The following is a 26,596-nucleotide window of genomic DNA, read 5'->3' on the forward strand; positions in this document are numbered from 1 at the left end:
CCGTCGCGCCGTACCCATGCTGCCGCATCGCCGGCAGGCATGCGTGCGCGTGTGGCTTGGAGGTGCGCGCGATGAACGCCCTGCTGCGCATCCTCGCCTGGCTGCTGGCCATCGCCTTGGTGGCGTTGCCGGTGGTGGCCGTGCTCAACGGCTGGGTCGGCGCCGAGCGCTGGCCGCTGACGAAGCTGCGCGTGCATGGCGAGTTCAAGCGCGTGCCCGGCGAGGAGCTGCAGAAGGCGCTGCTGCCGTATGCGCGCGCCGGTTTCTTCGCGGTCAGGCTGCAGGACGCGCAGCAGGCGGTGGAGCAGCTGCCGTGGGTGGCGAGCGCGCAGGTGCGCAAGCAGTGGCCGGACGTGCTGGAGGTCAGCGTGGTCGAGCACAGGCCGTTCGCGCGCTGGGGCGAGGACCGGCTGCTGTCCGAGCAGGGCCAGCTGTTCGCGGTGCCACGCGGGCTGGAGCACGCGCCGCTGCCGCAGCTCGACGGCCCGGACGGCAAGACCGCCGAAGTGGTCGAGCTCTACAACGATTCGCGCGCGCTGTTCGCGCCGGCCGGGGTGGACGTGCGCCGGCTGGCGATGGACGCGCGCGGCAGCTGGTCGTTGGCGCTGGACAACGGCACCGAGGTCGTCGTCGGCCGCAACGACGCGCGTTCGCGGCTGGCCCGCTTCGTGCGCGTGCTGCCGCAGCTCACCCGCGCCCAGGTGCCGATCGTGCGCGCCGACCTCCGCTACACCAATGGTTTCACGCTGAGCTGGGGAACCCCGCCGCCGGCAACAAAGCAGACGCAGGACAGGACATGAATCGCAAGGGTGACAAATCGTTGATCGTCGGGCTGGACATCGGCACCTCCAAGGTGGTGGCGCTGGTGGGCGAGTACTCGCCGGGCAGCCCGATCGAGGTCATCGGCATCGGCTCGCACGAATCGCGCGGGCTCAAGCGCGGCGTGGTGGTGGACATCGAATCGACCGTGCAGTCGATCCAGCGCGCGATCGAGGAAGCCGAGCTGATGGCCGGCTGCGAGATCCGCTCGGTCTACGCCTCCATCTCCGGCAACCACGTGCAGTGCCGAAACTCGCAGGGCATCACCCCGATCCGCGAGGGTGAGGTGACCTGGGGCGACCTCGACCGGGTGCTGGAGGCGGCCAAGGCGGTGGCGATCCCGGCCGACCAGAAGATCCTGCACGCGATCCCGCGCGAGTACGTGCTGGACGACTCGCAGGAGGGCATCCGCAACCCGGTCGGCATGACCGGCGTGCGCCTGGAAGTGCACGCGCACCTGGTGGTGTGCGCGCAGTCGGCCGCGGCCAACATCAGCAAGTGCGTGCAGAAGTGCGGCCTGCAGGTCGATGACCTGGTGCTGTCGTCGCTGGCTTCCTCGGTGGCGGTGCTGACCGCCGACGAGCGCGAGCTGGGCGTGGTGATGGTGGACATGGGCGCCGGCACCACCGACATCGCGGTGTTCGTGCAGGGTGCCATCTGCCACACCGCCTCGCTGCCGATCGCCGGCGACCACGTCACCAACGACATCGCGCACATGCTGCGCACGCCGACCCCGGAGGCCGAGCAGATCAAGGTGCGCTACGCCTGCGCGCTGGCGCAGCTGGCCACCGCCGAGGAAAGCATCCAGGTGCCCTCGGTCGGCGACCGCCCGCCGCGGCGTATGCCGCGCGCCTCGCTGGCGCAGGCGGTGCAGGGCCGCTACGAGGAAATCTTCGAGATGGTGCAGGCCGAACTGCGTCGCTCCGGCTTCGAGGAGATGGTGCGCGCCGGCATGGTGCTCACCGGCGGCGCCTCGAAGATGGAGGGCGTGGTCGAGCTGGCCGAGGAAATGCTGCAGATGCCGGTGCGCGTGGGCATCCCCCAGCACGTCACCGGGCTGGGCGAAGTGGTCGGCAACCCGGTGCACGCCACCGGCGTGGGCCTGCTGCTGATGGGCAGCCAGATCGAGCATCCGCGGCGGCCGTCGCTGCCGGTCGGGCGCGCCGGCACGTTGTTCAACAAGTTGAAGAACTGGTTCCGCGGCGAGTTCTGAGCGTCGCGGGCCGGCTGTGGAAAGAGCGGAAGGCGGAAGGGCGGAAGACGATTGGCGGTAACGCAACACCAACTAGAAGAGATGCCGGCCCACGGGTCGGGTTCCAACATAACGAGGACATGGACATGGCACATTTCGAACTGATCGAGAAGATGGCACCCAATGCGGTGATCAAGGTGGTGGGCGTGGGCGGCGGCGGCGGCAACGCCGTGGCGCACATGGTCAACGGCAGCATCGACGGCGTGGAGTTCATCACCGCCAACACCGATTCGCAGGCGATCAAGAACTGCGGCGCCAAGCTGCAGCTGCAGCTCGGCACCAACGTCACCAAGGGCCTGGGCGCCGGCGCCAACCCGGAAGTCGGCCGCCAGGCCGCGCTGGAGGACCGCGAGCGCATCATGGACGCCCTGCAGGGCGCGGACATGGTGTTCATCACCGCCGGCATGGGCGGCGGCACCGGCACCGGCGCGGCGCCGGTGGTGGCGCAGCTGGCCAAGGAAATGGGCATCCTGACCGTGGCCGTGGTCACCAAGCCGTTCCCGTTCGAGGGCCGCCGCCGCATGCAGGTGGCGCTCAAGGGCATCGAGGAACTGAGCCAGCACGTCGATTCGCTGATCACCATTCCGAATGAAAAGCTGATCACCGTGCTCGGCCGCAACGCGACGATGGTGCAGGCCTTCCGCGCCGCCAACGACGTGCTGCAGGGCGCGGTGCAGGGCATCGCCGACCTGATCGTGCGCCCGGGCCTGATCAACGTCGACTTCGCCGACGTGCGCACCGTGATGTCGGAAATGGGCCTGGCGATGATGGGCACCGGCACCGCCCGCGGCGACGACCGCGCCCAGGCCGCCGCCGAGGCCGCGATCCAGAACCCGCTGCTGGACGACGTCAACCTGGCCGGCGCCAACGGCGTGCTGGTCAACATCAGCGCCGGCACCGACATCACCATGAGCGAGTTCGACGAGATCGGCCGCACCGTGCACGCCTTCGCCTCGGAGGACGCCACCGTGGTCATCGGCACCGTGATCGACCCGGACCTGGGCGACGAGATCAAGGTGACCGTGGTCGCCACCGGCCTGAACCGTGCCGTCGCCAAGGGCGCCCAGCGTCCCGGCGAGCGCGCGCCGATCAAGCTGGTGCGCAACGCCACCACCGGCCAGCCGGAGTTCGGCGGCGACTACGAGAGCCCGGCCGACGCCGTGGCCCGCGCGGTCGGCAGCTCGCTCAGCACCGGCCTGCGCCGCCCGAGCTCGGACACGGTGGCCGCATCGGCCCCGGCCGCGCCGACCGCCGCCGCCGAACTGCCCAGCGACTACCTGGACATTCCGGCGTTCCTGCGTCGCCAGGCCGACTGATGCCATCCCTGGCGAGGCATCGCGACTGCGGGACGTCCGGCCCGGCCATCCGTGGCCGGGCGCTCACCGCCGCGCGAAGCAGTGCTTCGCAAACGCGGCGGTTCGCCCTGCGTCGCCAGGCCGACTGACCGCAGCGGAACGACCGGGTGGCCCTGGCCGCCCGGCCGCGGCAACACGACGCCGGGGTTGTCCTCCCCGGCGGGCGGCACCATGTCCTTTGTCGCCGGTCCGGTGCCGGACCGGCGGCATTTTCGGCAGCGCGGCGCTGCCGGCGCAGGCCGCTTCGCGGCGGCAGGGCGCGTGGTAACGCGTGTTATTCTTGTTTGAATGTCCGTGCCTGCACGGCCTCCGATCCCGAACCCATGATCCAGCAGCGCACCCTCAAGAACACGATCCGCGCCACCGGCGTCGGCCTGCACAGCGGCGACAAGGTCTACATGACCCTGCGCCCGGCCCCGGTCGACCACGGCATCGTGTTCCGTCGCGTGGACCTGGACCCGGTGGTGGAAGTGCCGGCCCGTGCCGACCTGGTCACCGAGGTGACCCTGTGCACCGGCCTGACCTGCGAGGGCGCCAAGATCCAGACCGTCGAGCACCTGATGTCGGCGATGGCCGGCCTCGGCATCGACAACGCCATCGTCGAACTGTCCTCGGCCGAGCTGCCGATCATGGACGGCTCGGCCGGCCCGTTCGTGTTCCTGCTGCAGTCGGCCGGCATCGCCGAGCAGGATGCGGCCAAGCGCTTCATGCGCATCCTCAAGCCGGTGGAAGTGCGCGACGGCGACAAGGTCGCCCGTTTCGAGCCCCACGAGGGCTACAAGCTCGGCTTCACCATCCAGTTCGACCACCCGATGATCCCGGCCCGGCAGTCGCGGGCGGAAATCGACTTCTCCACCGCCGCCTACATCAAGGAAATCTCCCGTGCGCGCACCTTCGGCTTCATGCGCGACCTGGAGTACATGCGCGAGCGCAACCTCGGCCTGGGCGGCTCGATGGACAACGCCATCGTGCTGGACGAGTTCCGCGTACTGAACGACGACGGCCTGCGCTACGCCGACGAGTTCGTGCGCCACAAGATCCTCGACGCCATCGGCGACCTGTACCTGGCCGGCGGTCAGGTGCTCGGTGCCTACGAAGGCTTCAAGTCCGGCCATGCGCTCAACAACAAGCTGGTGCGCGCCCTGCTGGCCGATGAAAGCGCCTGGGAATGGGTCCGCTACGATGCCGCGGCCGCGCCCGGCCCCGTCGTCTACGGCGACGTCGCCTACGCCTGAATGCTGAATGGGCGGAACGCGCCCGTTGGCCGGCGGTGTGTCGGAAATGTGAAGCCCGCGGGAATTCCGGGCGATGCTTAACTTTAATTTAACGTTTCGCTAACTCCCGCCCTTCCAGTCGCGGCTAGGATTCCTGCCGGCTTGTCGCGGCGACCTTCGGGGTGCCGCGAGCGTGGCGGAGGATCATCCGCCGTTTCCGGACCGGGTGCCTTTCACATCCGCCAGGCAAGCCAGGGCGTCGCGCAGGCCTTTGTGCGTGGCGGCCGTTACTGCGTGGGAACTGCGCTGGTCGTTGCGCACCGGGGAGGGTGCAGGCGCGGTAGCAGTCTTGACGGTCACCCGCGTGGCCTTCAGCCCGATGGATCGGGCCGCGTCGAGCAACTGCTGTTCGGCAAGCCGCACCTTGGCATGCCAGACCGGTGACTCGACGAGAAAAACGAGGTGTTCGCCGTCCACATTGGCCAGCCGGCAACGGCTTGCCAGCATGGGCGGCAACTGGGGGCGCAACTGCCGGTCCAGCGCATCGAGCCACAGGGCTCGCCGCAACGGATTTCCTGCTTTGTCCGCCATGACCGCTTCCAGCGCCTGTTTGGGCGCTGTACGGGAGCGAACACCGGATTTCGGCTCAGACATAAGAATTCTTCGATGACCTTCAGAAAGATCGTAATCAAAACACGGGGGCGGCAGGCGAAAACCCGGTTGGCACGCCTGCATGATTTTTTCGAGGAGCGACCGAAGGCGCTGGCTGGGGGCCTGCTGGGGCTGGGCTGCCTGCTGGGCATGGGGGTGACCCTGGCGGTGGGCGCGGCCGGTGACGCGATGCTGCGCACCGAGGTCGAGCGCCAGCAGCAGGAACTGGTCAAGGTGCGCGCCGACGCGCAGACCCAGGTCAACGCACTGGCGGCGCGGATGGCCGAGCTGCAGGCGCAGGCCACCCGGCTGAACGCGCTGGGCGAACGGCTGACCCGGATGGGCAAGCTGGAGGACGGCGAGTTCGACTTCAACGAAACCCCCGGCATGGGCGATGGCGACGCCGGCCCGGTCGAGGACATCCCGGCCGGCAAGGTCGATGCCGAATTACAGATGCTGCAGCAGCGCTTCGTCGATTCGGGCCGGCAGCTGTCGGTGCTGGAATCGCTGCTGTTCGACCACCAGCTGGAGCAGAACGCCGTGCCCTCGCGCATGCCGATCCGCAACAGCTACGTGACCTCCGGGTTCGGCACCCGCGCCGACCCGTTCGGCCGCGGCGCGGCCAGCCACAAGGGCATCGATTTCCATGCCCGCGTCGGCGACCCGGTGATGGCGGTGGCCGACGGCGTGGTGCGCTTTGCCGGGGTGAAGGGCGGCTACGGCAACGTGGTGGACGTGGACCACGGCAACGGCTACGTCACCCGCTACGCGCACAACTCGCGGCTGAGCGTGCGCGAGGGCGACCTGGTGCGGGCCGGGCAGGAAGTGGCCAAGGCCGGCTCCACCGGCCGCTCCACCGGCGCCCACGTGCATTTCGAGGTGTGGCAGGACGGGCGCGTGATGAACCCGCGCAAGTTCCTCGGCGAGGGTGGCAACACCCCGGTGGGGCGGATCGGCCGCGGCTGATCGCCGGGGCGGGGCCGCGGCGGGCGCTTGAATCGCCAGGCGCCCGCCCCAAGCTACAATAGGCATTGCCATCGACGGGGCGCGCTGCGCCCTGTTTCGTTTGTGCCGACAGGTTCCGCCCGGGGCGGGGGCGCGCGGCATTCCATCCAAACCGGTTCCTTCAATGATCAACAGCTTGCTTACCCGCGTTTTCGGCAGCCGCAACGAACGCCAGCTCCGCCAGTTCAACCGCATCGTCGCCAGAATCAACGCGCTGGAGCCGGAAATCGGCAAGCTTTCCGACGATGAACTGAAGGCCAAGACCCCCGAGTTCCGCGAGCGCATCGCCGCCGGCGAGGCGCTGGACAAGGTGCTGCCGGAAGCCTTCGCGGTCTGCCGCGAGGCCTCCCGGCGCGTGCTGGGCATGCGCCACTACGACGTGCAGCTGATCGGCGGCATGGTGCTGCACCTGGGCAAGATCGCCGAGATGCGCACCGGCGAGGGCAAGACCCTGGTGGCTACCCTGCCGGTGTACCTCAACGCGCTGGAAGGCAAGGGCGTGCACGTGGTCACCGTCAACGACTACCTGGCCAAGCGCGATGCCGCGCAGATGGGCAGGCTGTACAACTGGCTGGGCCTGAGCGTGGGCGTGGTCTACCCGAACATGCCGCACGGCGACAAGCGCGAGGCCTACGCCGCCGACATCACCTACGGCACCAACAACGAGTTCGGCTTCGACTACCTGCGCGACAACATGGCGCTGAGCCGCGCCGACCGCTACCAGCGCGGCCTGCACTACGCCATCGTCGACGAGGTCGATTCGATCCTGATCGACGAGGCGCGCACCCCGCTGATCATCTCCGGCCCGGCCGACGATTCGCCGGAGTTGTACATCCGCGTCAACCGCGTGGTGCCGCAACTGGTCAAGCAGGAGACCGAGGAAGGCGAGGGCGACTACTGGGTCGATGAAAAGGGCAAGCAGGTGCACCTGTCCGAAGCGGGCATGGAGCACGCCGAGGACCTGCTGCGGCAGGCCGGCATCATCGGCGCGGACAACGACAGCGGCCTGTACGCCGCGCAGAACCTGACCGTGGTCCACCACCTCAACGCCGCGCTGCGCGCGCACGCGCTGTTCCAGCGCGACGTGGACTACATCGTGCGCGACGGCGAGGTGGTGATCGTCGACGAGTTCACCGGCCGCACCCTGGCCGGGCGCCGCTGGTCCGACGGCCTGCACCAGGCGGTGGAGGCGAAGGAAGGCGTGCCGGTGCAGCGCGAGAACCAGACGCTGGCCAGCATCACCTTCCAGAACCTGTTCCGCATGTACAAGAAGCTGTCCGGCATGACCGGCACGGCCGACACCGAAGCCTACGAGTTCCAGAGCATCTACGGCCTGGAAGTGGTGGTCATCCCGACCAACAAGCCGACCATCCGCAAGGACCACCCGGACCAGGTGTTCCTCAACCGCACCGGCAAGTTCAACGCGGTGCTGGCCGACATCGAGGATTGCGCCAGGCGCGGCCAGCCGGTGCTGGTGGGCACCACCTCGATCGAAACCTCGGAAATGCTGTCCGAGCACCTGCGCAAGGCCGGGGTGAAGCACGAGGTGCTCAACGCCAAGCAGCACGACCGCGAAGCGACCATCGTCGCCAACGCCGGCCAGCCCGGTGCGGTGACCATCGCCACCAACATGGCTGGCCGTGGTACCGACATCGTGCTCGGCGGCTCGCTGGAAACCGAGCTGCACGAGCTGGGCGAGGAGGCGACCGACGCGCAGAAGGCCGCGGCCCGGGCCGCGTGGCAGCAGCGCCACGAGGCGGTGAAGGCCGCCGGCGGCCTGCACATCGTCGGCACCGAACGCCACGAAAGCCGCCGCATCGACAACCAGCTGCGCGGCCGCTCCGGCCGCCAGGGCGACCCGGGTTCCTCGCGCTTCTACCTGTCGCTGGAAGACAACCTGATGCGCATCTTCGCCTCGGATTGGGTGCAGAAGGCGATGCGCATGATGGGCATGAAGGAAGACGACGTCATCGAGGACCGCCTGGTCAGCCGCCAGATCGAGAAGGCGCAGCGCAAGGTCGAGGCGCACAACTTCGACATCCGCAAGAACCTGCTGGACTTCGACGACGTCAACAACGACCAGCGCAAGGTGATCTACGCCCAGCGCGACGAGCTGCTGGACGCCGAGTCGGTCAAGGACAACATCGACGGCATCCGCGACGACGTGATCTACGACCTGGTCGCCCGCTTCGTGCCGCCGAACTCGATCGACGAGCAGTGGGACCTGCCGGGCCTGCAGGCCACGCTGGAATCGGACCTGGGCGTGCAGATGGACCTGGTGGGCCTGTTCAGGCAGCACGAGGAACTGGACGCCGAGGGCATCGCCCGGCAGGTGGCCGAGGCCGTCGACACGCATTTCACCGGGAAGGAAGCCGCGGTCGGCGGCGAGACCATGCGCGCGCTGGAGAAGCACGTGATGCTGACCGTGCTCGACCAGAGCTGGAAGGAACACCTGGCGCGCATGGACTACCTGCGCCAGGGCATCTACCTGCGCGGCTACGCGCAGAAGCAGCCCAAGCAGGAATACAAGAAGGAAGCCTTTGAGCTGTTCTCGGAGATGCTGGAGAACGTCAAGCGCGAGGTCGTGCACCTGCTGGCGCGCGTGCGCATCCGCAGCGAGGAGGAAGTGGCGGCGATGGAGGCGCTGGAGCGCCAGCAGGCCGAGGCGCGCCTGCGCATGTCGCAGTTCCAGCACCAGGACAACGGCGGCTACGGCGCCGACGAGGAAGCTGCGCAGGTGCAGGCCGCGCAGGCCGAGCCCAAGGTCGGCCGCAACGAGCCATGCCCGTGCGGCAGCGGCAAGAAGTACAAGCATTGCCACGGTCAGCTCAGCTGAGGCTGAGCTGACCTGTGGTGTAGCCCGCGGAGCGGGCTACACACCCATGATCCGTGCAACGGATCATGGGCACACGGTCTTCATCTCTGATCCCCCGCGCCTTCGGCGCGCCCCCCTTACCAAAAGGGGGGCTTTCCTCCAGACATATCCGGTAGTGCCGGCCGCTGGCCGGCATCTGCACGATATCGGGGAATGCGAGGTTGCCGGCCAGCGGCCGGCATTACCCGGAGCCAGGATTTCCCGGTGGGTGCCGACCGTTGGTCGGCACTGATCCATCCGTTCACGCCAGGCGCGCTGCCGCCCGACCAGCGGTCGGGCGCCACGGGTGGGGGGAGGGTTTTACGACACCCGGCACCGGAGATTGCGTCGGCAACCGGATTTTCGGCATTCTCGGTGCCATGACACCCCCGTTGCGCTCGATCCACGTCGTGGCCGCCGTCATCACCGACGCGCGTGGCCGCATCCTGCTCAACCGCCGCACCGGCGACAGCGACATGGCCGGGTTGTGGGAGTTCCCCGGCGGCAAGCGCGAGCCGGGCGAAACCTCCGAGCAGGCGCTGGCGCGGGAGCTGCACGAGGAGCTCGGCATCGAGGCCGAGGTCGGCGAATGGCTGATGGACGTGCCGCAGCTGTACCCGGACAAGCGCTTGCGGCTGGAGGTGCGCCACGTGCGGCAGTGGAAGGGCAACGCCCGCGGCCGCGAGGGCCAGGCCATCACCTGGGTAGCGCCGGAGAAGCTGACGCGCTATTCGATGCCGCCGGCCGACCAGCCGGCGGTGGCGGCCTTGATGCAGGCCGACCGCTACCTGGTCACGCCGGAACCGGCCGCGGGGACGGCTGCCTGGCTGGAACGCCTGCAGGCCGCGGTCGAAGGCGGCATCCGCCGCGTGCAGTTGCGCACGCCGCGCAGCGAAGCGCGCATCGCCCTGGCGCGCGATGCGGTGGATTGCGTGGGGCGCCATGCCGAACTGCTGCTCAACCGCGACATCGAACTGGCACGAGAGCTGGGGGTGGGGGTGCACCTGGGCAGCGAACAGCTGCTGCAGCTGGAACGACGCCCGCTGCCGGATGGCGTGCCGGTCGCTGCGTCCTGCCACGATCTGGCGCAGTTGCAGGCCGCGCAGCGATTGGGTTGCGATTTCGCCGTGCTCGGCCCGGTGCGGGCTACTGCCAGCCACCCGGGCGCCGCGCCTTTGGGGTGGGAGGCATTCGAGCGGATGCGCGAGCAGGTGGCCCTGCCGATCTACGCCATCGGCGGCCTCGCCGCCGATGATGTCGATGCAGCGCGCCGGCATGGTGCGCAGGGCGTGGCGGCGATCCGTGCGTTGTGGCCGCAGCCGGTTACAGGCTGATCCAGAAACAGTTGTACTGGCGCCGCAGGTTCAGCACGGTGCGCGCCGGCACGTGGCCGGTGCCCAGCGTCTGCTCCAGCCGCAGCGCGACCGGCCGCGGTGGCGTGGCCGGCATGTTGGTGATGAAGATCGGGCCGCCGCGGGCCTCCGTGCCGGGTGCGTCCACCGTTTCCAGCGCCGGGTCGTCCGGATACACCGGGGCGATGTCCACGAGGGGGCGTTGCACGATGGTATCCAGCCGGTCCATCACCCGCGCGGCGCTGGCATTGGACAGGCCATTCCACAGGTAGATGCCGGACAAGCGGTTGGCGTCGCGTGCATCGACTGCGCTGCGGATCTGCGCCACCACCTCGCTCAGGCGCCGCGCGCAGCTGTCGCGGTACAGGCCGCTGCCGCCCGCGGCGCGGGTGTCCGGCGGCAGGCGCGCCCGCGCGCCCATCGTTTCGCAGGTCTGGTCGCCATACACAGTGCGCCCCTGGGCGTCGGTGCAGCGGTTGACCTGCTGCGCGTGGGCGGCGGGAGCCAGGGCGCAACAAGCCAGCAGGAGGAGGGAGCGTCGCATCCGCCAAGACTAGCGTGCAAGGACGCATCCGGGTGCCCCGGTGGCACCCACCGGCAGGGTCGGGAATCAAGTGCGTGGGTCGGGGTCACGTCCCCGACGTGCCATGCATCCGGAGCGAAGTCCCCGGCCCGTGGATCAAGCGCGGCCGAGGCGCTGCAGCACCGCGCCGGTCGGCTTGGCGAGGTTGAGCGTATAGAAGTGCAGCGAGGGCGCGCCGCCGGCGCTCAGGCGCTCGCACAGCGCGGCCACCACGTCGGCACCGAAGGCGCGCACCGATTCGGCGTCGTCGCCGTAGGCCTGCATGCGCTTGCCGATCCAGCGCGGGATTTCCGCGCCGCATTGCTCGGAGAAACGCCGCAGCTGGCTGAAGTTGGAGATCGGCATGACGCCGGGGATGATCGGTATGTCCACGCCCAGCCGGCGCACGTCGTCGACGAAGCGGAAATAGGCGTCGGCGTTGTAGAAGTACTGGGTGATGGCGGCGTCGGCGCCGGCATCGACCTTGGCCTTGAAGTGGCGCAGATCGGCCAGTGCGTCGCCGGCCTGCGGGTGCGTCTCCGGGTAGGCGCCGACCTCGATGCGGAAGGCGTCGCCATGCTCGGCGCGGATGAAGGCGATCAGTTCCGAGGCATAGCGCAGGTCGCCGGGGAAGCCCATGCCCGAGGGCAGGTCGCCGCGCAGGGCGACGATGCGCTTGACGCCGATGGCGCGGTACAGCTTGAGCAGCTCGCGGATTTCCTCGCGGGTGCCGCCGACGCAGGACAGGTGCGGCGCGGCCTCGAAGCCGTGGTGCTGGTTGAGGTGGCGCACGGTCTCGGAGGTGTAGCTCAGCGTCGAGCCGCCGGCGCCGAAGGTGCAGGACACGTATTCGGGGGCATGGACCTTGAGCTTGTTCGCGGCGCGGTCGAGCTGCGCGCGCTGGTCGTCGGTCTTGGGCGGGTAGAACTCGAAGCTGAGCGCGGTCATGGCGGGCGGGGATGTGGAATCGCGGTGAATTATATCTCTTTATCAAGATGGATATGCAAATGTTTCCGGCGTGACCGTAGGCGCGACGTGAGTCGCGACCGGGGCTTTATCGGGAAAGCTCCGGTCGCGACTCACGTCGCTCCTGCAGGGGGACAAGCCGTGGTCAGGCGGCCTTGTCGTCGAACAGGGCGACGCGGCAGCGTGCGCTGATGGCGTCGAGGTAGCGCCGGCTGTTGGCGCCGAAGCCGATGCCTTTGACGATAGTCAGCGAGCGCAGCAGCGGGAACAGGCGGAAGTCGCTTTCGTCGATGGCCTCGCCGCGCGTGGCGAGCAGTGGCTCCAGCTCGTCCAGCAGCGGGCGCAGTTCGTCAAGCAGCTTGTCGCTGTCGTCCAGCAATGCCTGCAGGTCGCCGAAGGCGCGGGTTTCGCGGGCGACGAATGCTTCGCGCGCGGCCGGCGTGGCCAGTTCGCGGAAGTCGGTGCGGGTGAAGCGCGGCACGCACAAGCGCAGCATCAGCGGCCACGCGCGCTCGACCCAGGCGTCGATGGCGGCATCGCCGCCGCGCTGGACGAGGGCCGGCGCGGCGGATTGGTCGAGGTAGTGCACGATGTCCATGCTCTCGGGCATGTGGCTGCCGTCCGGCCTGCGCAGGATCGGCACCACCTTGCGCCCGACCATGCGCGTGGGCGTCTCCACGTCGCCTTCCATGATGATGCCGATGTCCACGTCCAGCTGCTTGAGGCCGACGATCATCAGCGCGCGGCAGCAGAAGGGGCAGTGTTCGTAGATGAAGAGTTCCATGGCGTTGCTCGTTGTGGACAGGCGGACATGATCGCCGCTTTCGGCAGGCGCCGGCATGGCCGCGGCATCGGCGACAATGCGCCCCGGTCCACGCACGCACCTGCCCATGTCGATCTTCCTGACCCCGTTCGCCCGCACCCGCCTGTTCCCGCGCACGCCGCGCGGCAACACCATCCAGGACTGCACGCCGGAGCAGTTCGAGCGCCATCTCAACGAACATGCGCCGTTGAAGGTGCTCGACGGCTACGCGCCGTTCTGCAAGCTGCACGTGCACCGCAACTGGACTTCAACGCGCTGCCTGACGGTGCCGGTCACCGACGCCAACCGCCACCTGCTGCGCTCGGCCTACGAGGCGCGCACGCGCGAGGAACTGCCGGTGCTGGTGCGCTGGTTCGAGGGCGTGGCGCCGCCGGTGGCCGACTACCTGGTCGTCATCCTCTACAGCCGCGAGCAGCTGGCGAAGGAAGGCTCGCCCATCGACGCCGACTGGGGTGTGGTCGGCTGCCTCTACACGGCGACGCCGGAGGAAATCCCGATGGCGCCGATCACGATGCTGCGCAATGCGCTGGGCGTGGAGGAAGGCGGTTCGGGCGTGCCGATCGACCGCGACGCCTACCGCGGTGCGGTGGAGTTCTGGGAGAACAATGCCAACTGGCGCTAGGCAGGTCGGGGCGATGCCCCCGACGGACGACGATGTGGGCGTAGAGGCGTCGGGGGCGTAGCCCCGACCTACCCCATTGAGGGCGTCGCGTCGGGCTTCGCTGTCTATGCCTCTTCGGGCGCGGCGAAGGCCTTGCTGTAGAACCCGGAAGGATCGAAGCAGCAGACCCGGCGCTTGCCGGCCGCCAGCATGTCGCAGGCGTTGGCGATGCGCTGCGCGCGGGTCCTGGCCTGTTTGGCAGTGGTGATCCAGTGGATCCAGTCCACCCGCGCGAGGGTGGTGGTGGCCTCCCACGCTACCCGGGCCTCGGGCGCGGCCGCCAGCGCCGCGCGCAGGTCGGATGGCAGTTCGGGTTCCGGCTCGCGTGCCACCGGCCGGATTTCGAGAGTGACGTCGTCGCCGATGGCCACGCTCGCGGCGTCGAGCAACGCCTCGTTCACACGCAGCCAATGGCTCAGTTGGCCGTCCGGTTCCAGCGTGGCCTGGAAGGCATGGCCGTCGAGGGTGCCTTCGATGCTGGTACGCCCGCGCCTTGGCAGCGTGTCGCTGGCTTCCCTGGGCAGGACCACGAAAGCCCACGCCGCATCGCCGTCCGGTTTGGCCGGGCGGCGCAGCCTGGCCTTGAAACGGGAAGGGGCGGGCTTGGTGCCCGTGTGCCTGTTGGATCGCGGTGTGCTTGAGCTTGTCATCGGCCCGGTCCGAGGGGTCCGGCGTCTGCGGAGATCGCGGAAAGATTCGCACATCTTCGCGCGCGAAGCCGGCTGCGATCCGATTCCGCTCGCGGAATACGCAAAAGAAAACGGGCGCCTTTCGGCACCCGTTTCCGCGAATCATCGGCCGAACGGCAAGCCGCTCAGTAGCGGTAATGCTCCGGCTTGAACGGGCCGTCCACCGGCACGCCGAGGTAGTCGGCCTGTTCCTGCGTGAGCGTGGTCAGCTTCACGCCGATCTTCTCCAGGTGCAGGCGCGCCACTTCCTCGTCCAGCTTCTTCGGCAGGCGGTAGACGGTGGCCTCGTAGCTGTCCTTGTTGGCCCACAGGTCGATCTGCGCCAGGGTCTGGTTGGCGAAGCTGTTGGACATGACGAAGCTGGGGTGGCCGGTGGCGCAGCCCAGGTTCACCAGCCGGCCTTCGGCCAGCAGGAAGATCGCGTTGCCGTTCGGGAACACGTATTTGTCCACCTGCGGCTTGATGTTGACGTGTTGCACGCCCGGGAACTTCACCAGCGCGTCGACCTGGATCTCGTTGTCGAAGTGGCCGATGTTGCAGACGATGGCCTGGTCCTTCATCGCGCTCAGGTGCTCGATGCGGATGATGTCCTTGTTGCCGGTGGTGGTGACGTAGATGTCGCCGGTACCCAGCGTGGATTCGATGGTGTTGACCTCGAAGCCTTCCATCGCCGCCTGCAGCGCGCAGATCGGGTCGATCTCGGTGACCACCACGCGTGCGCCATAAGCACGCAGCGAGTGCGCGCTGCCCTTGCCGACGTCGCCGTAGCCGCAGACCACGGCCACCTTGCCGGCCAGCATCACGTCCATCGCGCGCTTGAGGCCGTCGGCCAGCGATTCGCGGCAGCCGTACAGGTTGTCGAACTTGCTCTTGGTCACCGAGTCGTTGACGTTGATCGCCGGCACCAGCAGGGTGCCGGCCTCGGCCAGCTGGTACAGGCGGTGCACGCCGGTGGTGGTTTCTTCGGAGACGCCCTTCCAGTCCTTGACCACGCGGGTCCAGTAGCCGGGGCGCTCGGCATGCACGCGCTTGAGCAGGTTTTTGATGACTTGTTCTTCGTGCGAGCCGGAGGCGCTGTTCACCCAGTCGCTGCCATTCTCCAGCTCATAGCCCTTGTGGATCAGCAGGGTAACGTCGCCGCCGTCGTCGACGACCAGTTCCGGGCCGAGCAGGGTGCCATCGGCCGCCTTGAAGGTCAGCGCTTCCAGCGTGCAGTCCCAGTATTCCTCCAGCGTCTCGCCCTTCCACGCGAACACGGGAGTGCCGGTGGCGGCGATGGCGGCCGCGGCCTGGTCCTGGGTGGAGAAGATGTTGCACGAGGCCCAGCGCACGTCTCCGCCGATGTCCTTCAGCGTCTCGATCAGCACCGCGGTCTGGATGGTCATGTGCAGCGAGCCGGTCACGCGCACGCCGGCCAGCGGCTTGGCGGCGGCGTACTTGCGGCGGATCGACATCAGGCCCGGCATCTCGTGCTCGGCGATGTCGATTTCCTTGCGGCCCCAGTCGGCCAGCGAGATGTCGGCGATCTTGTAGTCGCCTTCCTGCGAGAAGGTACGGGTGTTCATGCGGTGTGCTCCGGTGGGTACGAGGGGACTCGTGTTCGCCGGGCGCCGTTCTGTGGGTAGCCGTCCGAGCCTGGCTGTATTGGGCGGCATGAACCGCCTGACAGTCGCAGCGCCCCTCGGTACGGGCCGGCGATTATATCGTGGCCCGGCCCAACCAAAGGCAGGGGAGCCGGCGGGCGCAGCTTGTTAACGTGACCCGCTGATTCCATTGGAGAGGATTGCCATGACGATGTTCGCTTCCCGCCGCCCACGGCGGGCTTCCGCGGCGCTGCTGCTGTGCGCGGGCCTGCTGCTGGCGGTGCCGCCGTTGCTGGCGGCCACGCCCGCGGCCCAGCCCGCCGCCAGCGACGGACAGGGCTACCGGCTGCCGTCGGCGGCGTTGCAGGCGGTGGTGGATGCGCCGCGCGCGCCCAGCCTGCACCTCTCGCCCCGCCGCGACATGGCGGCGATGCTGCAGACCCCGCCGCTGCCGTCCATCGCCCAGGTCGCCGCGCCGGAGCTGAAGTTGGCCGGATTGCGGATCAATCCGAAGACCTATTCCGACAGCCGCTTCTCCTTCGGCAGCAAGCTGTGGCTGATCTCCACCGTCGACGGTGTCGAGCGCCAGATCAGCGGCCTGCCGCAGCCGCTGTCGGTGGCGTCGCTGGCATGGTCGCCGGACCAGCGTTACCTCGCCTTCAACCAGCTCGACCCGGCCAGCGGCCGCAACGAGCTGTGGCTGGTGGACGTGGCCGCCGGCAGCGCGCGCAAGCTGGCCGAGCGGCTGAACAGCGTCGCCACCGACGGCTATGCCTGGCTGCCGGGCGGCGACGCGCTGCTGGTGATGCAGCGCCCGGCCGGGCAGGGCGAGGCGCCGGCGGGCGATGGCGTGCCCACCGGGCCGGCGGTGCAGGAAACCGTGGCCGGGCAGGGCGTGCGTGCGGTGCGTACCTGGCAGGACCTGCTGAAGAACGAGGACGACGCACGCCTGTTCGAGCATTACCTGAAGGCGCAGCCGCTGCGGGTGGCGATCAACGGCCAGAGCGCGCCCATCGGCGCCCCCGGCCTGTACCTGGGCCTGTCGGCCTCGCCCGATGGCAACTACCTGCTCGGCCAGCGCGTGGAGCGGCCGTTCTCCTACGCGGTGCCGGTGAACCGTTTCCCGCGCCGCATCGAGGTGCTCGATGCGCAGGGCCGCGTGGCGCACACGGTGGCGAAGCTGCCGCTGGTCGAGGGCCTGCCGACCGGCAACGACGCGGTGCCGACCGGCGTGCGCGCGATCGGCTGGCGCGCCGACGCGCCGGCCACGCTGGTCTGGGCCGAAGCGCAGGACGGCGGCGATCCCTCGCGCGAGGCGGCCATCCGCGACGCGGTGCTGATGCAGGCCGCGCCGTTCGAGAAGCCACCGGTCACGCTGGCGCAGCTGGGTTCGCGCTATGCGGGCATCACCTGGGCGGACGACGGGCTGGCGCTGCTGGACGAATACTGGTGGAAGAGCCGCCAGGTGAAGCAGTGGAAGATCGCGCCGGACCACCCGGAGCAGGCGCCGGTGCTGCTGTACGCGCGCTCGGAGGACGACCGCTACGGCGACCCGGGCGAACCGCTGCTGCGGCGCGACGCCGCCGGCCGCACCCGCCTGCAGCTCAGCGCCGATGGCCGCAGCTTCTACCGCGTCGGCGACGGCGCCTCGCCGCAGGGCGACCGCCCGTTCCTCGACCGCGTCGACCTGGCCAGCGGCGCCAGCGAACGGCTGTTCCATTCGCAGGCGCCGTACTACGAGGTGCCGCTGTCGATCATCGAGGGCGAGCACGCGCGCATCCTCACCTACCGCGAATCCAGCGACGTGCCGGCCAACCTGTTCGCGCACGCGCTCGGCGGCGATGCCGCGCCGGTGGAACTGACCCACTTCGCGCATCCGTTGCCGCAGCTGCGCGGGGTGAAAAAGGAACAGATCCGCTACGCGCGCAACGACGGCGTCGAGCTCACCGCCGACCTGCTGCTGCCGCCCGGCTACGACCCGGCGAAGGACGGCCCGCGGCCGGTGTTGATGTGGGCCTACCCGGCCGAGTTCAAGTCGGCCGACGACGCCAGCCAGGTCACCGGCTCGCCGCACCGCTTCAACGCGATCAGCTACTGGGGGCCGCAGGCGTTCCTCGCCAAGGGCTACGTGGTGCTCAACAACCCGAGCATGCCGATCATCGGCGAGGGCGACGTCGAGCCCAACGACACCTACATCGAACAACTGGTCGCCAGTGCGCAGGCAGCGGTGGACGAAGTGGTGCGGCGTGGCGTCGGCGAGCGCGGGCGCATCGCCGTGGGCGGGCATTCCTACGGTGCGTTCATGACCGCCAACCTGCTGGCGCACACGCGCCTGTTCCAGGCTGGCATCGCGCGTTCGGGCGCATACAACCGCACGCTCACCCCGTTCGGCTTCCAGGCCGAGGAACGCAACTACTGGCAGGCGCAGGACACCTACCTGAAGATGTCGCCGTTCAATTACGCCGGCGACATCAAGGACCCGATCCTGTTCATCCACGGCGTGGACGACAACAACTCCGGCACCTTCCCGATGCAGAGCGAACGCATGTTCGCCGCGGTCAAGGGCCTGGGCGGCACCGCACGGCTGGTGATGTTGCCGAACGAATCGCACGGCTACCGCGCGCGCGAATCGATCATGACCATGCTTGCCGAAAGCGAGGACTGGCTTGACCGCTGGCTGGCCGCACCGGCGGAGCAGAGCAAGCGCCGTTGATGGGGTGCCGGCCAGTGGCCGGCACTACCGGTGACAGGTCGGGGCTGCACCCTCGGGGTGGGTGCCGACCGTTGGTCGGCACTACCGATCCGGTTGCGGGAAACCCATCGGCGCGGCGCACCGCCGCACACAATGCAACCCGTAGGTGCCGGGCTTGCCCGGCACGGGGATTTCCCGGCAAGGCTCCATGCGGGGCAAGCCCCGCATCTACGGCTTCATGACGTCATCGCATGTCCACCCCGGGGCGCTAGCGTCCCGTTTCCATGTCCATCCGGACAGCGGCCGGACAACATGCAGATGCAACTGTTTCAGGTTTGATGCACTGCAAAAACCGATGTTTTTTTCGGTTAGGCTTGAATGCTTCCTCCCCCGAGGTTCGGCATTCCGGATGAACGAGTACCGCAGCAGCGTCGTCTTCGCCACCCCCGACCTGCCCCTGCGCGACGATGTGCGTCGCCTCGGCACGATGGTCGGCGAGCTCATTTCCGAACAGGTCGCACCGGCCTTCCTCGATGAAGTGGAAGACGTGCGCACCGCTGCCATCGCGCGCCGCGAAAGCCAGGGCCCGCTGTCCACGCTGAGCGAGCAGTTGGCCGGGCGTGCGCCGCGCCAGGCCGAAGTGCTGGTGCGCGCGTTCAGCACCTATTTCCAGGTGGTCAACATCGCCGAGCGCGTGCACCGCATCCGCCGCCGCCGCGACTACCAGCGCGCCGGCACCAAGCGCCCGCAGCCGGAAGGGCTGCAGGACGCGCTGCAGCAGCTCAAGGCGCAGGGCGTGACGCTGGAAGAACTGGCGCAGTGGCTGCCGCGCATCGACATCGAGCCGGTGTTCACCGCGCACCCGACCGAAGCGGTGCGCCGCGCGCTGCTGGAAAAAGAGCAGCTGATGGTGGCCGCGCTGGTGGACAACCTCGACGGCCAGCGCACGCCGGGCGAACAGGCCGCCGATGCCGCGCGCTTCCGCATGGCGCTCACCGCCTCGTGGCAGACCGCCGACTCCTCGCCGGTGCGCCCCACGGTGGACGACGAGCGCGAGCACGTCGGCTTCTACCTCGCCCGGGTGCTGTACCGGGTGATGCCGGTGTTCTACGAATCGCTGGAACAGGCGCTGCTCGACACCTGGGGCCGCACCCTGCCGCTGCCGCGGCTGGTGCGCTTCGGTACCTGGGTGGGCGGCGACATGGACGGCAATCCCAACGTCGACGCCGGCACCATCACCGCCACCCTGGACGCGCAGCGCAACGCGGTGCTGGAGCTGTACCTGAAGGACCTGCTCAAGCTCGCCAGCCTGCTCAGCCAGTCCACCGAGCTGATCGGCGTCAGCGATGCGGTGCGCGCGCGCGTCGAGGAATACCGGCAGCTGCTGCCGCAGGTGCAGTCGCGCCCGCGCCACGCCGACATGCCCTACCGCCTGCTCAACGACCGCATGCGCGCGCGCTTGCAGGCCACGCTGGACGACGCGCCGGGCGCGTATGCCTCGCCGGAGGAGTTCATCGGCGACATCCAGCTGATCCTCGACAGCCTGGAGGCGAACAAGGGCAGGCATGCCGGCTGGTTCTCGGTGCGCCGGCTGCTGTGGCGGGTACGCACCTTCGGCTTCCACCTGGCGCGGCTGGACGTGCGCCAGGAGTCGAGCGTGCATTCGCGCGCGCTGGCCGAGGTGCTGGGCGGGCAGGAGGCATTCGATGCGCTCGACGACGAAGCGCGCGCCGGCACGCTGTCGCCGTATGCGGCCGGCGAGGCCGCGCTGCCGCCCGGCAACGACGAAACCGGCCAGCGCCTGGACAAGGCGTTCGCCGCGCTGGCCGACGCGCGCCGCCGCCACGGCACCGATGCGCTGGGCACCTACATCATCTCGATGGCGCACGACCGCGGCGACGTGCTGGCGGTGCTGGCGCTGGCGCGCCGCGGCGGCCTGGTCGACGCGCAGGGCGCGGTGCCGCTGGACATTGCGCCGCTGTTCGAAACCGTGGACGACCTGCGCCGCGGCACCGCCACCCTGCGCGACCTGCTGGCCGACCCGGTCTACCGCGCCCACCTGCGCGCGCGCGGCGACGTGCAGATGGTGATGCTGGGCTATTCGGACAGCGGCAAGGACGGCGGCATCGCCGCCTCGCGCTGGGGCCTGCAGCAGGCGCAGGTGGAACTGCTCAACGCCGCCAGCGAACAGCGCGTGCGGCTGAGTTTCTTCCACGGCCGCGGCGGCTCGCTCAGCCGTGGCGGGACCAAGACCACGCATGCGGTCGATGCCTCGCCGCGCGGCAGTATCGGCGGGCGCTTGAGGGTGACCGAGCAGGGCGAGGTGATCCACCGCAAGTACGGCATCCGCGCGCTGGCGCTGCGCTCGCTGGAGCAGGCCGCCGGCGCGGTGCTGCGCGCCAGCCTGCGCCCGCGCGCGCCGGAGCCGCGCGAGGCGCGCTGGAAGCCGGTGATGGACATCGTCGCCAGCGAGAGTTCGCGTACCTACCGCGCCTTCGTCGGCGACCCGCAGTTCATGGACTACTTCCGGCAGGCCACGCCGATCGACGTGATCGAGCGGATGACGCTGGGCTCGCGGCCCTCGCGCCGGCTCGGCCAGAACGCCGCGCTGTCCAACCTGCGCGCGATCCCGTGGGTGTTCGCGTGGAGCCAGGCGCGCGCGGTGATCCCCGGCTGGTTCGGCGTCGGCAGCGGCCTGCAGGCGGCCGCTGCCGCCGGCCACGAGGACACGCTGCTGGAGATGGCGCACGACTGGCCATTCTTCGCCACCTTCCTCGACGACATGGCGATGGTGCTGAGCAAGGGCGACATCGACATCGCCGAACAGTTCTCGACGCTGGCCGGGCCGCTGCACGCGCGCTTCTTCCCGCTGATCCGCGACGAACTGGCGCTGACCGCGCATTGGGTCAAGCGCCTGAGCGGCCAGCAGGAACTGCTGGAGCACGACCCGCGGCTGGCGCTGTCGATCCGCCTGCGCAACCCCTACATCGACCCGATCAGCACCCTGCAGGTGGACCTGCTGCGCCGCTGGCGCCAGAGCGGCCGCGAGGACGAGGCGCTGCTGCGCGCGCTGGTGGCCTGCGTCAATGGTGTCTCGCAGGGTGTGCAGAACACCGGGTGAGGCGCGGGAGCGCCCGTAGATGTGGGGCTTGCCCCGCATGGGGCATTCCCGATAAAGCCCGTACCGGGCAAGCCCGGTACCTACGTGGCGCAGAGGCATCCACGAATAGCCTCAGCGCGCGCGAAGGCAGGCTCCCGCGAGGCAGGTTCAGGTCAGCATCCGCCCGCCATCCAGCCACAGCGTCTGCCCGGTGACGTAGCCTGCATCGTCGAGCAGCCAGCGCACCGCCGCGGCGATCTCGTGCGGGGTGCCGGTGCGCGCCAGCGGGGTGCGCTCCATCAGCCTGCGCTTGTCCGGCTCGCTCTTGCCCTGTTCCGGCCACAGGATCGCGCCGGGCGCCACGGCATTGACCCGCACGTGCGGGGCCAGTTCCAGCGCCAGCGTGCGCGTGGTCATCTCCAGCGCCGCCTTCGCCGCCGAATAGGCTGGGTGCTCGCGCAATGGCCGGGTGGCATGCACGTCGGTCAGGTTGACGATGGCCCCGCGCTGGCTGCGCAGGTACGGGGCGGCGGCCTGGGCGAGGAAGAACGGCGCGCGCGCGTTGACCGCGAACAGCTCGTCCCATTGCGCCGCCGTTACCTGCCCGAACGGCGTGGGGAAGAAGTTGGAGGCGTTGTTGACCAGTGCGTCGAGCTGGCCGAAATGCGCCACCACCTGCTCGACCAGGTCCGGCAGCGCCTGCGGCTCGCGCAGGTCGGCCTGCACCGCCAGCACGCTGCCGGGGCGCTCGCTTTCCAGGTCGAAGGCCAGCGCCTGCAGCTCTTCGCCGGAGTGGTGCGCATGCAGCGCCAGCCGGTAGCCGTGCGCATGCAGGTGGCGGGCGATGGCCGCGCCGATGCGGCGCGCGCTGCCGGTCACCAGGGCTACACGTTGCGGGTCGGTCATCTGCGGTTTCCTTGCTCGGCTATCCTGTGCATTGTCCCCGCAAACCGCCGTCCCATGCATTCCGACCTGCCCCTGCCCGAACCCGATGCGCTGGCCCACAGCGAGCAGCTGGCCGCGCACCTGCGCGCGGAGATCATGGCGCAGGGCGGCGCGATGCCGTTCTCGCGCTTCATGGAACTGGTGCTGTACGCGCCGGGCTGGGGCTATTACAGCGCCGGCGCCAGCAAGTTCGGTGCCGCCGGCGATTTCGTCACCGCGCCGGAGCTGGGCACGCTGTTCGCCGCGACCACCGCCAACGCGCTGGCGCCGGTACTGCGCGAACTCGGCGCGCAGGCGCGCGTGCTGGAACTGGGCGGCGGCAGCGGCGCCTTCGCCGAGGCCGCGCTGAAGCGGCTGGCCGAGCTGGACGCGGCGCCGGCGCGCTACGCGATCCTCGAACCCAGCGCCGACCTGCGCCAGCGCCAGCGCCATCGCCTGCGCGAAGCGTTGGAACCGGCGCTGTTCGCCCGCGTGGAATGGCTGGACCGCCCGTTCGAGGACGAGTGGGACGGCGTGCTGTTCGCCAACGAGGTGATCGACGCGCTGCCGACGCCGCGCTTCTTCATCGACGAAGGCGAGGTGTACGAGGAAACGGTCGAACTCGATGGCGAAGGCCGCTTCGTGCGCGGCGCACAGCCGGCGGACATGCTGCTGCACGCGGCGGTGCGCCATGTCGAGCGTTACCTCGAACGCCCGTTCGCCAACGGCTATCGTTCGGAACTGCTGCCGCAGCTGCCGTACTGGATACAGGCAGTGGCCGGCGGCCTGCGCCGCGGCGCGATGCTGTTCGTCGATTACGGCTACGTGCGCGACGAGTTCTACCAGGACGACCGCAGCGACGGCACCGTGCGCGCGTTCTACCGTCACCGCGTGCACAACGACGTATACCGGTGGCCGGGCCTGCAGGACATCACCGCCTCGGTGGATTTCACCGCGCTGGCCGAGGCGGGCACCGGCGCCGGCTTCGAGCTGGCCGGTTATGGCCACCAGGCCGGGTTCCTGCTCGGCAACGGCATTGCCGAGTTGCTGGAAGCCGCCGACGAGCACACCGACGAAGTCGGGCGCGTGCGCCTGCGCGAGCAGTTCAAGCGCCTGACCCTGCCGACCGAGATGGGCGAGCGTTTCCAGGTGATGGGCTTCAGCCGCGACGTGGACCTGTCGGCCGCGTTCGCGATGGGCGACTTGACCTGGCGCCTGTGAGCGGCGGGCTTGTGAACGGCATGTTCAAGCCGCTGCGGCACCATCGGTTCTGGGCCACGCTGTGGGCGTCGGCGGTGCTGGCAGTGATCGTGGTGTGCTTGGTTCCGCCGCCGCCACTGCCGCCGCTGCCGGAAAACAGCGACAAGCTGGAACACTTCGCCGCCTACTTCCTGTTGGCCGCCGGTGCGGTGCAGCTGTTCCGCCGCGGCTGCGTGCTGCTGGCCGTGGGCGTGGCGCTGGTGGCGATGGGCGTGTGCATCGAATTTGCGCAGGGCGCGTTGACTGAAACCCGCAGTGCCGATCCGTTCGATGCGCTGGCCAACACGGTGGGTGTGTCGGTTGGCCTGATGACGGCGTTCACGCCGCTGCGCGACCTGTTGCTGCGCTTGCAGCCGCGCCGATGACGAGGCAACCCCCGTAGGTGCCGGGCTTGCCCGGCACGTGGCTTTCCCGGTGAAGCCACAGCGGGGCAAGCCCCGCTGCTACGGGTTATTGCAGCGTCACCTGCTTCAACACCCACATCTGCGGCCGGGTATCGCCGCTGAAGGTCATGCACAGGTTGGCGACGTCGTTGGCCGGCGCATGCAACGGCGCGTCCAGCTCGATGAATCCATCCGTGCCCGGCGCCTCCGGCAGCGGCACCGAGGCCAGCACCGGGCCTTCGCAGCCGTCGCGCACCTCGAACTCGCCATGCGCGGCGACCGGCTTGCGGAAACCGCGCCTGGCTTCCTCCTCGCGCAGCAGGCCGAAGTTGTAGGGCAGGCGCCCGGCGCGGACGTGGATGCTGGCCACGTCCTGCAACTGCGCGTTCTCCCACAGCCAGCACGGGTTGAAGATGCTCACGTCGAAGTTCTCGCGCGGGCCGTCGAGCGGGTTGTCGTCCTCCAGCCGCAGCAGCAGCCGGCCGCCCTGCGGGCATTGCGCCAGCGTCTTGTCGTTGCGGCTCAGCAGCGAGGCGGCGTCCAGCGTCCAGCTGCTGGCGGCGTCGGCCAGCGGCCTGCCGTCGAAGAAGGCGGCGGCCTTCAGCGTGGCCGGCACCGGCAGGGTCAATGGGCCATCGTAGGCCGGCGATTGCGCGGTGGGCGCGCTGCCGTCGGTGGTGTAGCGGATGTCGGCATAGCCCATCGGGTTGGACAATTCGGCCGTCACCGTGCCGTTGGCGCGGTCGTCCCGGCGCTGCATCGCCACCGACAGCGCGGTCTGCGCATACGGGATGCCCAGTGCCTTGTAGCGCTGCAACTGCGCCGGCAGACGGGTGAGGAATTCGTCGTAATCCTTGCCCTCGACCGGCGACCACGCGATTTCGGCCAGCGCCGCCATGCGCGGGAACACGTTGTGCTGCACGCGCTCGAACAGGCGCATGTGTTCGGTCCACACGTTGGCCTGCACGCCGAGCACGTGCTTGCGCTGCTCGGGCGTCAGTTGTTCCGGCACCGGGTCGAAGGCGTGGATCTTCTGCATCGGGGTGAACTTCGGCCGGCCCGGCGGTTCGTCCGGCAGGTCGGTCTGCAGGAAGTCCAGGTACAGCGTGTGGCCCGGCGTCATCACCACGTCATGCCCGTGGGTGGCCGCCTCGATGCCGCCCTCGGTGCCGCGCCAGGACATTACCGTGGCCTGCGGCGGCAACCCGCCCTCGATGATCTCGTCCCAACCGATCAGCCTGCGGTCGTGTGCTTCGAGGAATCGATCCAGCCGCTTGAGCATGTACGACTGCATCGCTTCCTCGTCCTTCAGGCCGAGCGCGCGGATATGCGCCTGCACCTGCGGGGAAGCCTGCCACTGGTACTTCACCGCCTCGTCGCCGCCGATGTGGATGTAGGCACCGGGGAACAGGTCGATCACTTCGGTGAGGATGCCTTCGAGGAATTGCAGCGTTTCCTCGCGCGGGTTGAACAGGTAGGGGTTCACGCCCCAGTTGTGCGACGGCTCGGTCGGGCCATCGACCACGCCATGCTCGGGGTAGGCCGCCACCGCCGCCTGCGCATGGCCGGGCACGTCGATCTCGGGGACGATGGTGATGTGGCGCGCGGCGGCGTAGGCCACCACGTCGCGGATCTGCTCCTGCGTGTAATGGCCGCAGTACAGGTTCGGCGAGCCATCGGCCTTGCGCCCGGCATCGCCCTGCGGCACGCGGCAGCCGCCGATTTCGGTGAGCTTGGGGTAGCGCTTGATCTCGATGCGCCAGCCTTGGTCGTCGGTGAGGTGCCAGTGGAAGGTGTTGAGCTTGTGCACGGCCATCGCGTCGATCATCGACTTGACCTGCTCCACGCTCCAGAAGTGCCGCGCCGAATCCAGCATCAGCCCGCGCCAGCCGAAGCGCGGCGCGTCCTCGACGTGCATGGCCGGCAACGACACCGCACCGGCCTGCTGCCCGGCCAGCAGCTGCCACAGCGACATTGCGCCGTAGAACAGGCCGCGCTCGTCGCCGGCTTCGATGCTGATGCCGTCGTTGCCGATGTCCAGCACGTAGGCTTCCGGCGATGCGCCTTCGGCGGCTTCGACGAGGCGGAAGCTGATGCCGGCGGCGCCATTGGTGGTTTTCAGCTGCAGCGGCGTGGTCCTGCCCAGCAGTTCGATGAACTGCGCCGCCACGTGGCCTGCGGCCTCGCCCTGCGCATGGATGCCGGTGGCGTTGTCGACGGTGTAGCGGCCTTCGCCGAGTTGCAGCGAAACCGGGCGCGGTATCAATGGCGCGCCGCTGACCTCCGCGGTTTGCGCCTGCGCGGTGGCGGCGGTTTGGTCATTGCCGGAGGAACAGCCGCCCAAGGCCACCAGCGAGGCGAGCAGCGTGGCGGCAAGGACGGTGGCGGGGCGTCGGTGTCGGGGCATGGCGAATCCTCGTGGTGAATTTGTTTCCCCCTGCGGGGGAAGGT

The 26,596-nt window shown here is 69.2% G+C and carries 20 protein-coding genes and 1 riboswitch; of the genes, 12 read left to right on the forward strand and 8 right to left on the reverse strand.

Going from position 1 to position 26,596, the window contains the following annotated elements; translation table 11 throughout:
• The first annotated feature begins 71 nt into the window (after nt 1–71).
• From ABB34_RS07595 to lpxC, 4 genes are all read left to right on the forward strand, one after another.
• A complete protein-coding gene (locus tag ABB34_RS07595) occupies nt 72–800 on the forward strand; it encodes a cell division protein FtsQ/DivIB (protein WP_057640688.1) in 729 nt (242 codons plus the stop codon).
• Nucleotides 797–2,032, forward strand: coding sequence for a cell division protein FtsA (ftsA, locus tag ABB34_RS07600; protein ID WP_057640654.1), 1,236 nt, complete (start codon nt 797–799; stop codon nt 2,030–2,032). Before ABB34_RS07595 ends, ftsA begins: the two co-directional genes overlap by 4 nt.
• Nucleotides 2,033–2,157: 125 nt before the next feature.
• Nucleotides 2,158–3,387, forward strand: a complete 1,230-nt coding sequence (ftsZ, locus tag ABB34_RS07605) for a cell division protein FtsZ (RefSeq protein ID WP_057640690.1) — start codon at nt 2,158–2,160, stop codon at nt 3,385–3,387.
• 362 nt (nt 3,388–3,749) lie between these two features.
• Entirely contained in the window at nt 3,750–4,661 is a 912-nt protein-coding gene (gene lpxC, locus ABB34_RS07610) for a UDP-3-O-acyl-N-acetylglucosamine deacetylase (RefSeq protein ID WP_057640656.1), read from the forward strand.
• 183 nt (nt 4,662–4,844) lie between these two features.
• On the opposite strand, the gene ABB34_RS07615 is transcribed toward lpxC, so the two are convergent.
• Nucleotides 4,845–5,294: a DciA family protein gene (locus tag ABB34_RS07615; protein ID WP_057640658.1), complete on the reverse strand. Its 450-nt coding sequence runs from the start codon at nt 5,292–5,294 to the stop codon at nt 4,845–4,847.
• A gap of 12 nt (nt 5,295–5,306) precedes the next feature.
• Here ABB34_RS07615 and ABB34_RS07620 point away from each other — a divergent pair, with 12 nt between their 5' ends.
• The 3 genes from ABB34_RS07620 to ABB34_RS07630 all read left to right on the forward strand — a co-directional run bounded on the left by ABB34_RS07620 (nt 5,307) and on the right by ABB34_RS07630 (nt 10,484).
• Nucleotides 5,307–6,257, forward strand: coding sequence for a M23 family metallopeptidase (locus ABB34_RS07620; protein WP_057640661.1), 951 nt, complete (start codon nt 5,307–5,309; stop codon nt 6,255–6,257).
• A 163-nt stretch (nt 6,258–6,420) separates the two neighbouring features.
• Entirely contained in the window at nt 6,421–9,132 is a 2,712-nt protein-coding gene (secA, locus tag ABB34_RS07625; protein ID WP_057640663.1) for a preprotein translocase subunit SecA, read from the forward strand.
• A gap of 398 nt (nt 9,133–9,530) precedes the next feature.
• Nucleotides 9,531–10,484 (forward strand): Nudix family hydrolase, encoded by a 954-nt coding sequence (locus tag ABB34_RS07630; RefSeq protein ID WP_057640665.1) that lies wholly within the window; start codon nt 9,531–9,533, stop codon nt 10,482–10,484.
• Here the strand turns inward: ABB34_RS07630 and ABB34_RS07635 are convergent.
• From ABB34_RS07635 to grxB, 3 genes are all read right to left on the reverse strand, one after another.
• Nucleotides 10,474–11,046 (reverse strand): DUF4124 domain-containing protein, encoded by a 573-nt coding sequence (locus ABB34_RS07635; RefSeq protein ID WP_057640667.1) that lies wholly within the window; start codon nt 11,044–11,046, stop codon nt 10,474–10,476. The genes ABB34_RS07630 and ABB34_RS07635 overlap by 11 nt on opposite strands.
• Before the next feature lie 135 nt (nt 11,047–11,181).
• Nucleotides 11,182–12,012 carry a methylenetetrahydrofolate reductase [NAD(P)H] gene (gene metF / locus ABB34_RS07640; protein ID WP_057640668.1) on the reverse strand — a complete coding sequence of 277 codons (831 nt, stop codon included), beginning with the start codon at nt 12,010–12,012 and terminating at the stop codon, nt 11,182–11,184.
• 163 nt (nt 12,013–12,175) lie between these two features.
• Nucleotides 12,176–12,814, reverse strand: coding sequence for a glutaredoxin 2 (grxB, locus tag ABB34_RS07645; protein ID WP_057640670.1), 639 nt, complete (start codon nt 12,812–12,814; stop codon nt 12,176–12,178).
• A 106-nt stretch (nt 12,815–12,920) separates the two neighbouring features.
• Between grxB and ABB34_RS07650 the strand changes: the two genes are divergently transcribed.
• Entirely contained in the window at nt 12,921–13,475 is a 555-nt protein-coding gene (locus ABB34_RS07650) for a DUF3228 family protein (protein ID WP_057640671.1), read from the forward strand.
• Nucleotides 13,476–13,579: 104 nt separating this feature from the next.
• On the opposite strand, the gene ABB34_RS07655 is transcribed toward ABB34_RS07650, so the two are convergent.
• Together ABB34_RS07655 and ahcY are read right to left on the reverse strand one after the other, a co-directional pair.
• On the reverse strand, nt 13,580–14,164 hold the full coding sequence (locus ABB34_RS07655) for a YdeI/OmpD-associated family protein (protein WP_057640674.1): 585 nt from the start codon (nt 14,162–14,164) through the stop codon (nt 13,580–13,582).
• 164 nt (nt 14,165–14,328) lie between these two features.
• The gene (gene ahcY, locus ABB34_RS07660) at nt 14,329–15,768 is read right to left on the reverse strand and encodes an adenosylhomocysteinase (protein WP_057640676.1); all 1,440 of its coding nucleotides are present in this window, start codon (nt 15,766–15,768) and stop codon (nt 14,329–14,331) included.
• A 33-nt stretch (nt 15,769–15,801) separates the two neighbouring features.
• Nucleotides 15,802–15,893: riboswitch (S-adenosyl-L-homocysteine riboswitch) on the reverse strand.
• A gap of 98 nt (nt 15,894–15,991) precedes the next feature.
• On the opposite strand from ahcY, the gene ABB34_RS07665 reads away from it, so the two are divergent.
• Both ABB34_RS07665 and ppc read left to right on the forward strand, forming a co-directional pair.
• The gene (locus ABB34_RS07665) at nt 15,992–18,499 is read left to right on the forward strand and encodes an alpha/beta hydrolase family protein (RefSeq protein ID WP_057640677.1); all 2,508 of its coding nucleotides are present in this window, start codon (nt 15,992–15,994) and stop codon (nt 18,497–18,499) included.
• Nucleotides 18,500–18,887: 388 nt separating this feature from the next.
• Complete coding sequence (gene ppc, locus ABB34_RS07670) at nt 18,888–21,599, forward strand: phosphoenolpyruvate carboxylase (protein ID WP_057640679.1); 2,712 nt, start codon at nt 18,888–18,890, stop codon at nt 21,597–21,599.
• A gap of 147 nt (nt 21,600–21,746) precedes the next feature.
• Here ppc and ABB34_RS07675 read toward each other — a convergent pair whose 3' ends face one another.
• Complete coding sequence (locus ABB34_RS07675; RefSeq protein ID WP_057640680.1) at nt 21,747–22,484, reverse strand: pteridine reductase; 738 nt, start codon at nt 22,482–22,484, stop codon at nt 21,747–21,749.
• 54 nt (nt 22,485–22,538) lie between these two features.
• Between ABB34_RS07675 and ABB34_RS07680 the strand changes: the two genes are divergently transcribed.
• Together ABB34_RS07680 and ABB34_RS07685 are read left to right on the forward strand one after the other, a co-directional pair.
• Nucleotides 22,539–23,723 (forward strand): class I SAM-dependent methyltransferase, encoded by a 1,185-nt coding sequence (locus ABB34_RS07680; protein ID WP_057640683.1) that lies wholly within the window; start codon nt 22,539–22,541, stop codon nt 23,721–23,723.
• A 20-nt stretch (nt 23,724–23,743) separates the two neighbouring features.
• Complete coding sequence (locus ABB34_RS07685; RefSeq protein WP_057640692.1) at nt 23,744–24,127, forward strand: VanZ family protein; 384 nt, start codon at nt 23,744–23,746, stop codon at nt 24,125–24,127.
• 85 nt (nt 24,128–24,212) lie between these two features.
• Here ABB34_RS07685 and ABB34_RS07690 read toward each other — a convergent pair whose 3' ends face one another.
• Nucleotides 24,213–26,552 (reverse strand): beta-N-acetylhexosaminidase, encoded by a 2,340-nt coding sequence (locus tag ABB34_RS07690; protein ID WP_057640685.1) that lies wholly within the window; start codon nt 26,550–26,552, stop codon nt 24,213–24,215.
• Nucleotides 26,553–26,596 lie beyond the last annotated feature (44 nt).

The organism is Stenotrophomonas daejeonensis (assembly GCF_001431505.1).
GTDB lineage: Bacteria > Pseudomonadota > Gammaproteobacteria > Xanthomonadales > Xanthomonadaceae > Stenotrophomonas > Stenotrophomonas daejeonensis.